The 9363-nt window shown below is 69.7% G+C and carries 8 protein-coding genes; 6 read left to right on the top strand and 2 right to left on the bottom strand.

What is annotated here, in order from left to right; translation table 11 throughout:
• The first annotated feature begins 38 nt into the window (after positions 1-38).
• On the top strand, positions 39-3419 hold the full coding sequence (locus ACFVTH_RS03420) for an LPXTG cell wall anchor domain-containing protein (RefSeq protein ID WP_387086753.1): 3381 nt from the start codon (positions 39-41) through the stop codon (positions 3417-3419).
• A gap of 53 nt (positions 3420-3472) precedes the next feature.
• Here the strand turns inward: ACFVTH_RS03420 and ACFVTH_RS03415 are convergent, their stop codons facing one another.
• Both ACFVTH_RS03415 and ACFVTH_RS03410 read right to left on the bottom strand, forming a co-directional pair.
• A complete protein-coding gene (locus ACFVTH_RS03415; protein ID WP_387086751.1) occupies positions 3473-3706 on the bottom strand; it encodes a helix-turn-helix domain-containing protein in 234 nt (77 codons plus the stop codon).
• Complete coding sequence (locus ACFVTH_RS03410) at positions 3706-4326, bottom strand: hypothetical protein (protein ID WP_387086749.1); 621 nt, start codon at positions 4324-4326, stop codon at positions 3706-3708. Before ACFVTH_RS03410 ends, ACFVTH_RS03415 begins: the two co-directional genes overlap by 1 nt.
• A 187-nt stretch (positions 4327-4513) precedes the next feature.
• On the opposite strand from ACFVTH_RS03410, the gene ACFVTH_RS03405 reads away from it, so the two are divergent.
• From ACFVTH_RS03405 to ACFVTH_RS03385, 5 genes are all read left to right on the top strand, one after another.
• Positions 4514-7042: an ATP-dependent Clp protease ATP-binding subunit gene (locus ACFVTH_RS03405; protein WP_386939585.1), complete on the top strand. Its 2529-nt coding sequence runs from the start codon at positions 4514-4516 to the stop codon at positions 7040-7042.
• Positions 7043-7146: 104 nt separating this feature from the next.
• Positions 7147-7617, top strand: coding sequence for a hypothetical protein (locus tag ACFVTH_RS03400; RefSeq protein ID WP_387086747.1), 471 nt, complete (start codon positions 7147-7149; stop codon positions 7615-7617).
• Entirely contained in the window at positions 7614-7994 is a 381-nt protein-coding gene (locus ACFVTH_RS03395; RefSeq protein ID WP_387086745.1) for a MerR family transcriptional regulator, read from the top strand. Before ACFVTH_RS03400 ends, ACFVTH_RS03395 begins: the two co-directional genes overlap by 4 nt.
• 159 nt (positions 7995-8153) lie before the next feature.
• Positions 8154-8660, top strand: coding sequence for an amino-acid N-acetyltransferase (locus ACFVTH_RS03390; protein WP_387086743.1), 507 nt, complete (start codon positions 8154-8156; stop codon positions 8658-8660).
• A gap of 62 nt (positions 8661-8722) precedes the next feature.
• On the top strand, positions 8723-9352 hold the full coding sequence (locus ACFVTH_RS03385; protein ID WP_387086741.1) for a hypothetical protein: 630 nt from the start codon (positions 8723-8725) through the stop codon (positions 9350-9352).
• Positions 9353-9363 lie beyond the last annotated feature (11 nt).

Below are 9363 nucleotides of genomic sequence, written 5' to 3'. Positions count from 1 at the left end.
ATCCGGAACGGCAACCCGACACGTGAGGACGCTTACCCGTGCCCCGACGCAGAATTCCCGCTGCGGCCGTCGCCATCACCACGATGGTCGGCGCGCTGCTGACCCCCTTGTTCATCGCCTCGCCGGCGGCCGCGGTGACGCTTCCGAGCGGACTCGCGACCGGCTTCGAGATCGACGGCGATCGCACGGGCGGCACGCCGCCCGACACGTACGACTGGAACAGCTTCCTCACGCCGCTCGCCGCCGACGGCACGTACACCTTCACGCCGACCGGCCCGTACGTCACGACGCAGGGCTACAGCTCGACGGGCATCGTCGACGGCAAGGAGGGCTGGGACAACGGCTCCCTCGCGACCGCCTGCGACGTCCTCGACGCCACCGGCGCGCCGGGCAGCCAGACCCAGGCCACGAATCCATGGGAGCCGGGCCCGCAGAACGTCAACGCCAAGGGCGACGTCTGCAGCGGCGGCGCGGCGTACGAGATCATCACCGACGATCAGGGCGTCGAGCACGTGGTGTTCTACCTCTACTGGACCCGCCTCTCGGGCAACGGCGACATGAGCACGTTCACGACGCTCGACGGTCCGCTCGCCGGTCGCTGCGACGACTACGCGATCGAGTTCAACTACGACTCCGCGGGCGACGTCACGACGGCGAACGTGCTGACCTGGTTCCCCTTCGAGGGCGACGACTGCGCCGATCCCGACGGGCCGGGTGTGTGGGTCGAGAGCGACATCGAGCTCGACTTCGCCGCCGAGGTCGGAGTGCGCACGGAAGGGCCCGACCTGCCCGGCGAGCCCGAGACGTTCGGCGAGCTCGCCGTCGACCTGACCGCAGCGGGCCTCTTCGAGCCCGACTCCTGCGAGGGCTTCGCGACCGGCACCTCGTTCTCGCGCACCGGCAACGCGCCGACCGCCCAGATCCAGGACTTCTTCGAGCCGCAGGACGCGCTGATCATCACCAACTGCGGCGGCCTGAGCATCCAGAAGCTCTCCGACCCGCCCGCCATCACGAGCACCGACGACTTCGACTACGAGGTCATCCGCACGAGCGGCGACCCGATCTTCGAGGGCGGGGGCACGGCGATCAACGACACCCTCCGCATCAGCGAGACCGACGTCTGGGCGGAGGTGCTCGCGGGCGACGACTACACGCTCACCGAGACGATCGCCGACGGCCTGCCGTGGGAGCTGCTCTCGATCACCTGCGAGGTCGGCGGCGAGACCTACACGCTCGACGACCCCGCCGACGAGTTCCCGGTCGTGACCGGTGACGTGACCGAGTGCAAGATCGTGAACACGACCTCGTGGGTCACCGTCGAGAAGCAGACCCTGCCCGACGGCTCCGACGAGGTGTTCGCCTTCGACGTCGACGGCACCGAGGTGCAGCTGACCGACGGCCAGACGAGTGCGCCGATCTACTTCCTGCCCGGCAGCGACGTGCCGGTCACCGAGACGGTGCCCGAGGGCTGGAACCTCACCGATGTCGCCTGCGCTCCCGAGGGAACGGAGATCGAGGACGGCGAGACCGTGACCACGGTCGCGGGCGAGGGCGTGCACTGCGTGTTCGAGAACACGCAGAACGGCGAGATCCAGGTGCACAAGATCGTCGACGGCCCCGAGGGCGCGGTGTTCGAGTACACGGGCAGCTGGCTGGAGGACCCGTCGACCTTCACGATCGACGCGACCGACGGCTCCGGCGACAGCGAGGTGTTCTCGGTCGAGCCCGGCAGCTACGACCTGGCCGAGACCCCGCTCGAGGGCTACGACACCACGGACCTCGTCTGCATCGACCCCGACGACGGCACGCTCGTCGACGATGAGGCGCTGACGGCGGTGCTCGACGTCGACCCCGGCGAGTTCGTCGAGTGCACGTACACCAACACGCAGCGCGGCGAGATCCGCGTCGACAAGGAGACCATCCCCGACGAGTGGGATCAGGACTTCGCGTTCTCGCTGGTCGGCGAGGACACCGACGAGCAGTTCACGCTCAACGACGCGAACGACGACGAGGCGAACCCGTGGAGCTCCGGACTCATCGTTCCCGGTGACTACACCGCGACGGAGACCGTGCCCGAGCACTGGGAGCTCGACTCCATCAGCTGCGGCACCCCCGAGGGGGCGTCGACCGCGATCGTGCTCGAGCCCGGCGCCGTGATCACCTGCGTGTTCACGAACGTCGCCCTCCCCGGTTCTGTGGTGGTGGAGAAGAACGTCGAGGGCGTCGCCGACGGCTTCGAGTGGGCGTTCGACCTCACGATCAGCCCGGTCCCGGGCGAGCAGGACGGCACGCAGACGGTGAGCGGAGTCGGCGAGTCCTCGGACTCGGTGACCTGGACCGAACTCGTGCCCGGCCTGGCCTACACGATCACCGAGTCGGCCGTCGACGGATGGGAGATGGGCGAGATCACCTGCAGCTTCGGCGAGGGCGCGCTCGAGGACCTCAACGGAGACGAGCCCGGATTCGAGTTCATCGCCGAGATCGACGCGCAGATCGACTGCATGCTCACCAACACCGCCGTGCCCGGCATGATCGAGGTGACCAAGTCGGCCGTCGGCGGCGACGGCACGTTCGACTTCGAGCTCACTCCGCTCGACGCCGAGGGCGCGCCGGCCGGAGAGCCGATCGTCGAGAGCGTCACGACCGAGGGCGGCGCGGGCACCGCGGTGTTCGAGGGCGTGCTGCCCGGCGGGCGCTTCTCCCTGGCCGAGGCCGACCCGGGCGAGGGCTGGGTCGCCGGAGAGCTCGAGTGCATGGTCGACCCGGTCGGCGAGGCCGGTCCGTCGCCGATCGACGCGAGCGACTTCACCGTGCAGCCGGGCGACCTCATCTCGTGCGAGATCGAGAACGTCGCCAGGGGCCCGCTCGACATCGTCAAGACCGTCGACGGTCCGGCCGTCGACAACGGCGACGGCACGTGGGATGTCTCGTACACCATCTCGGTGACGAGCAGCTCCGCCACGGACGAGGCGTACGACCTCTCCGACGAGCTGAAGTTCGGCGGCGGGATCACGCCGACCTCCGCCGAGATCACCGGGCCCGAAGGGGTGCTCATCAACCCCGACTGGAACGGGATCGACGTCATCGAGGTCGCGACCGCGGTGCTGCCGGCAGGCGAGGAGCACCTGTACGCCGTGTCGGTGACCGCGGTGGTCGCCAGCGACGTCACCTCCGACCAGGCCGACTGCACGGTGGGCATGGGCGAGGACGGCAGCGGCCTGCTCAACGCCGCGACGATCGAGTTCTGGAGCGGCTCGGCCTCGAGCGAGGACTGCGCACCGGTCACGCCGAAGAAGCCGCCGCTGCCCGCGACCGGCGCGAGCCTCACGGCCGGCTGGATCGGTCTCGCGGTACTCGCCGCAGGCGCGGCACTGCTCCTCATCCGCCGCCGTCGTCAGACGGTCAAGGCCGAGCAGTAGTCGGAGGATCGAGCGACGGGCCGTCGGGGGAGACCCCGGCGGCCCGTCGTCGTTCAGCGCCGACGCACGACGAGGAGCTCGCCGACCTCGCAGTCGAGCGCCTCGCAGACCGCCCGGAGCGTCGAGAAGCGGATGGCCCGCGCTCGGTCGTTCTTCAGCACGCTGAGGTTCACCAGCGAGACCCCGACGAGCTCGCTCAGGCGAGTGAGGGTCATCCCGCGCGCCTCGAGCAGCTCGTCGAGCCGGCAGTGGATGTCGTGGGCGTCGTCGGGTTCGGCCGGCGCCATCAGACGAGGCCCTCGGTGTCGCGCTGCAGCCGCTCGCCGACCACGAAGACCGTGCCGAGCAGGGCCACCACGAATGCGGCGAGGACGAGCGCGAACGGCTCGACCGAGAGGATCACGTTGTCGAACGTGCGGTCGCTGAGCACGGCGAACGCGCCGTTCGCCGCCATGTTGCCGAGGAACGGCACCGCGAAGTAGCCCAGGAGCCCGGTGATGCCGGCCGTCGTGACGAGCACGGTGTTCGTGCGGCTGAACACGACGCTGCGGCTGACGTTGCGCGCGAGCCAGACGAGGCACACGACCACGCCGACGACCGCGACCATCACGACGACCTGCTGCAGGACGAGGGCCCACAGCGACGCGACGGGCAGCGACGGCGCGGTGATGATCGCGCGATCGAGCTCGACGGCGACGGGGGCGCCGTCGACCCCGATCGGGGCGTCGGCGGTCGTGCCCGCGAACTCGGCGAGCACCGGCACGTCGCGGTTCGGCAGCACCTCGATGATGCGGGCGACGGCCGACCAGACGGCCCAGGCCGCGATCACGACGCCGGCGGCCATGAAGGCCCACAGGGCGACGGCGTCGCCCCGGGAGACGGCGGGAGCGGGGAGCGTGGCGGCCATGGCAGATCCTAACGATTATCGATAACAACGAATATCGATAACCTAGGCGCTCATGCGCCGAGGGTCAACCCCGCGCCCGCCCCGAACCGCGGTGCGCCCACGGCGAACAGCGCCCCACGGGGCATCCGGCTTGTTTACGCTCGTTGTATCGACGTCCCCTGCCCAGTGGGGCCGTGAGGAGTAGAGCATGTTCGAGAGATTCACCGACCGAGCCCGTCGTGTCGTCGTCCTGGCCCAAGAAGAGGCCAAGATGCTCAACCACAACTACATCGGCACCGAGCACATCCTGCTCGGCCTCATCCACGAGGGTGAGGGCGTCGCCGCCAAGGCGCTCGAGTCGCTCGGAATCTCGCTCGACGCGGTGCGCGAGCAGGTCCAGGACATCATCGGCCAGGGCCAGCAGCAGCCGACGGGGCACATCCCCTTCACCCCGCGTGCCAAGAAGGTCCTCGAGCTCTCGCTCCGCGAGGCGCTGCAGCTGGGCCACAACTACATCGGCACCGAGCACATCCTCCTCGGTCTCATCCGCGAGGGCGAGGGCGTCGCCGCGCAGGTGCTCGTGAAGCTCGGCGCCGACCTCAACCGCGTGCGCCAGCAGGTCATCCAGCTGCTCTCGGGCTACCAGGGCAAGGAGCAGGTGCAGGTCGGCGCGAACGAGCAGCAGGCCCCGCAGGGCGGCTCGCAGATCCTCGACCAGTTCGGTCGCAACCTCACGCAGGCCGCCCGCGAGTCGAAGCTCGACCCGGTGATCGGCCGCGAGAAGGAGATCGAGCGGGTCATGCAGATCCTCTCGCGCCGCTCGAAGAACAACCCCGTGCTGATCGGCGAGCCCGGCGTCGGCAAGACCGCCGTCGTCGAGGGCCTCGCGCAGGCCATCGTCAAGGGCGAGGTCCCCGAGACCCTGAAGGACAAGCAGCTCTACTCGCTCGACCTCGGCTCGCTCATCGCCGGTTCCCGCTACCGCGGCGACTTCGAGGAGCGCCTGAAGAAGGTCACGAAGGAGATCCGCACGCGCGGCGACATCATCGTCTTCATCGACGAGATCCACACCCTCGTGGGCGCCGGTGCGGCCGAGGGTGCGATCGACGCCGCCTCGATCCTCAAGCCGCTGCTCGCCCGCGGCGAGCTGCAGACCATCGGTGCGACGACCCTCGACGAGTACCGCAAGCACTTCGAGAAGGACGCCGCGCTCGAGCGCCGCTTCCAGCCCATCCAGGTGGCCGAGCCGTCGCTTCCCCACGCGATCAACATCCTCAAGGGCCTGCGCGACCGCTACGAGGCGCACCACAAGGTCTCCATCACCGACGGCGCCATCGTCGCCGCGGCGAACCTCGCCGACCGCTACATCAGCGACCGGTTCCTGCCCGACAAGGCGATCGACCTGATCGACGAGGCCGGCGCGCGCCTGCGCCTCTCGATCCTCTCGTCGCCGCCCGAGCTGCGCGAGTTCGACGAGAAGATCGCCGTCGTGCGCGCCGCGAAGGAGACCGCGATCGAGGAGCAGGACTTCGAGAAGGCCGCGTCGCTGCGCGACGAGGAGAAGAACCTGCTCGGCGAGCGCCTGCGCCTCGAGAAGCAGTGGAAGTCGGGCGACGTCAAGACCACTGCCGTGGTCGACGAGGGCCTGATCGCCGAGGTGCTCGCGCAGGCCACCGGCATCCCCGTGTTCAAGCTCACCGAGGAGGAGAGCTCGCGGCTCGTCTTCATGGAGAAGGCGCTGCACGAGCGCGTCATCGGCCAGGAGGAGGCGATCTCCGCACTGTCGAAGACGATCCGCCGCACCCGCGCCGGCCTCAAGGACCCGAAGCGGCCCTCGGGCTCGTTCATCTTCGCCGGCCCCACGGGCGTCGGCAAGACCGAGCTCGCCAAGGCGCTCGCCGAGTTCCTCTTCGACGACGAGGCCGCGATGATCTCGCTCGACATGTCGGAGTACGGCGAGAAGCACACCGTCTCGCGACTGTTCGGCGCCCCTCCCGGGTTCGTCGGCTTCGAGGAGGGCGGCCAGCTCACCGAGAAGGTGCGTCGCAAGCCGTTCAGCGTCGTGCTCTTCGACGAGATCGAGAAGGCGCACCCCGACATCTTCAACTCGCTCCTGCAGATCCTCGAAGAGGGCCGTCTCACCGACGGGCAGGGCCGCGTCGTCGACTTCAAGAACACCGTCATCATCATGACGACGAACCTCGGCACGAAGGACATCTCGAGCGGGCCCGTCGGCTTCGCGCTCGAGGGCGACACCCGCACCGGGTACGACCTCATGCGCGGCAAGGTCAACGAAGAGCTGAAGAAGCACTTCAAGCCCGAGTTCCTGAACCGCGTCGACGAGATCATCGTGTTCCCGCAGCTCTCGAAGCCCGAGCTGCTGCAGATCGTCGACCTGTTCCTGAAGCGTCTCAGCGAGCGCATGCTCGACCGCGACATGACCGTCGAGCTCACCGTTCCCGCGAAGGAGCGCCTCATCGAGGTCGGCTTCGACCCGGCGCTCGGCGCCCGTCCGCTGCGTCGCGCGGTGCAGCACGAGGTCGAGGACCGCCTCTCCGAGAAGATCCTGCACGGCGAGCTGAACGCCGGCGACCACGTGCACGTCGACTTCAAGGACGGCGAGTTCGTGTTCACGACCACCCAGCGCGAGCTGCCGGTGAGCGTGGGCGTCAACACGAACGCCGCGATCGGCACAGGGCCCGCGACGCCCGACCTCGCCGCCGCCTCGGGCGAGTAGGCGCGAACGACACGAAGGGGCGGATGCGGAGGCATCCGCCCCTTCGTCGTCCCCGCCTCGCACGACTTGACCCTGCACCATGGTGCAGGGTCGACCATGGCGGCATGACCACTTCGATCGCCGCAGGCGATGCAGCCCTCTCGCCCACCGATGCCCCGAGCGGGCCCCCTGACCGCTCACGACGCCCCCGCTGGGGCCGTGCCGGGGCGATCTACGACCTCGTCGTGACCGTCGGGTTCGCGACGCCGTGGACCGCCGCCGCCGTGCTCGGTCTCACCCGGTGGGCGCACGACGCGCTGGGGCTCCCGGGCGCGCAGCTCCCCGAGTTCGGAGCGACGGCGCTCATGTTCGTCGCGATGTTCGGCACGGTCGTGACGATGTGGGCCGTCGCGCGGATCCTCCGCCCCGAGGCGCGCCTCATCGCGATCGATACCGTCGGGCGTGCGCTGTTCTCGCTCTGGATGATCTGGGCGCTGTTGAATGGGCAGAGCGCGACGATCGTCGTGTTCCTGATCGGGGAGGTCGTGTGGTTCGCTCTGCAGCTCAGCGGGTTGACGCGCCTGCGGCGACGTTGACGATCGGCGACCTCGCGGCCGCCGCCGGTGTCGCGATCAGCACGGTTCGCTTCTACGAGCGCCAGGCGCTCGTCGAACCCGAGCGACGGTCGCCGGCGGGCTATCGGCTGTACGCCGCCGAGACGGTGCGCCGGGTGCGCTTCATCCGCCGCGCGCAGGAGCTCGGCTTCACGCTCCGTGAGGTGCGCGACGTGCTGCGCCTGTCGGAGGAGCCCGAGCTCATCGCCTTCGGCGACGTCGCGGAGCAGGTGGCGGCGAAGCTGGACGAGCTCGAGCGGCGCATCGCCGACCTCGGGCGCGTGCGCGACGCGCTCGCACTGCTCGTCGAGACCGGTCCGACGCACCCGAGCTGCCCGGTCGTCGAGGCGCTCGTCTGAGGCCGCGGCCGCGCAGGATTCAGGATGTCCGGCGTCGAACTCCGGCGTGGCGGCTCCGACCGCACGGCACGCCGCCCGAGGCATCCTGAATTCTGCACGCGACGCCGTGCGCGCCGCATCGTGCCGTCGCGCACCCGCACCCGGGAATACGATGAACGGATGACGACCGAGTTCCACGTGCGCCGCGCGCGCACGAGCGATGTGCCGAAGATCATCGACGTCGTGGAGCCGCTCGTCAGCCGACGAATCCTGCTGGGCAAGGAGCGGGTCGACCTGTACGGGGCGATCCAGGAGTTCCGCGTGGCGGAGGACGGCGACGGCCGCGTGATCGGAGCGGGCGCGCTGCACGTCATGTGGGAGGACCTGGGCGAGGTGCGCACCCTCGCCGTCGACGATGCCTGGCTCGGCAAGGGCGTCGGCCACGCCCTGCTCAGCACGCTCGAGCAGGAGGCGCGCGAGCTCGGGCTGAGCCGTCTGTTCTGCCTGACCTTCGAGACCGAGTTCTTCGGCCGCCACGGCTTCGAGGACATGGGCGGCGAGACCGTCGACCCCGAGGTGTACGCGGAGCTCGTGCGTTCGCACGACGAGGGCGTCGCCGAGTTCCTGGACCTCGCCCGGGTCAAGCAGAACACGCTCGGCAACACGCGCATGCTGAAGCGCCTCTGAGTCCTCCCCGGCGCGCCGGGCGGATGCCTCGGGGCGGGCGCCCGCGGCCGTACCCTGTGAGCATGTCGACGAATTCCGCGCCCTCCGGGCGCCAGACGCCGCAGGTGTACCGCCGGCGACGGCTTCTGGTGCTGCTCGGAGTCGTCGCCGTCATCGTCGCCATCGTCCTGATCATCGTGCGGCCGGGCGCGAGCTCGGGTGACGAGGGAGAGAAGGGCACGCCCGAGGCCTCCGAGTCGGCCTCGCCCGAGACGGCGATCCCGACCGAGCCGACGGCCGTCGACGGCGACCCGTGCGGGCCCGAGCAGATCACCGTCGAGGCGATCACCGACAAGAGCTCGTACGAGGCGGGCGAGCAGCCCGAGCTGTCGGTGACGATCACCAACACCGGCAAGAACATCTGCGTCCTCAACGCCGGGACGAAGGCCCAGGTCTTCACGGTCACGAGCGGCGACGAGGTCTACTGGACGTCGACGGACTGCCAGGTCGATCCGATCGACGCAGAGGTCTCGCTGACGCCCGGCACGCCCGTGAGCTCGAGCGCCCCCATCGTCTGGGATCGCACCCGCTCGAGCCCCGAGACGTGCACCGGCCCGCGTGAGTCGGTGCCCGCCGGCGGCGCCTCGTACCACCTTGCGGTGACGGTCGACGGCTTCGAGGCGGCCGAGCAGAAGCAGTTCCTGCTGTACTGAGGAGGCCCGCT

It is taken from the genome of Agromyces sp. NPDC058104, from assembly GCF_042884835.1.
GTDB lineage: Bacteria > Actinomycetota > Actinomycetes > Actinomycetales > Microbacteriaceae > Agromyces.
This window is presented reverse-complemented; position numbering and strand designations above follow the sequence as displayed.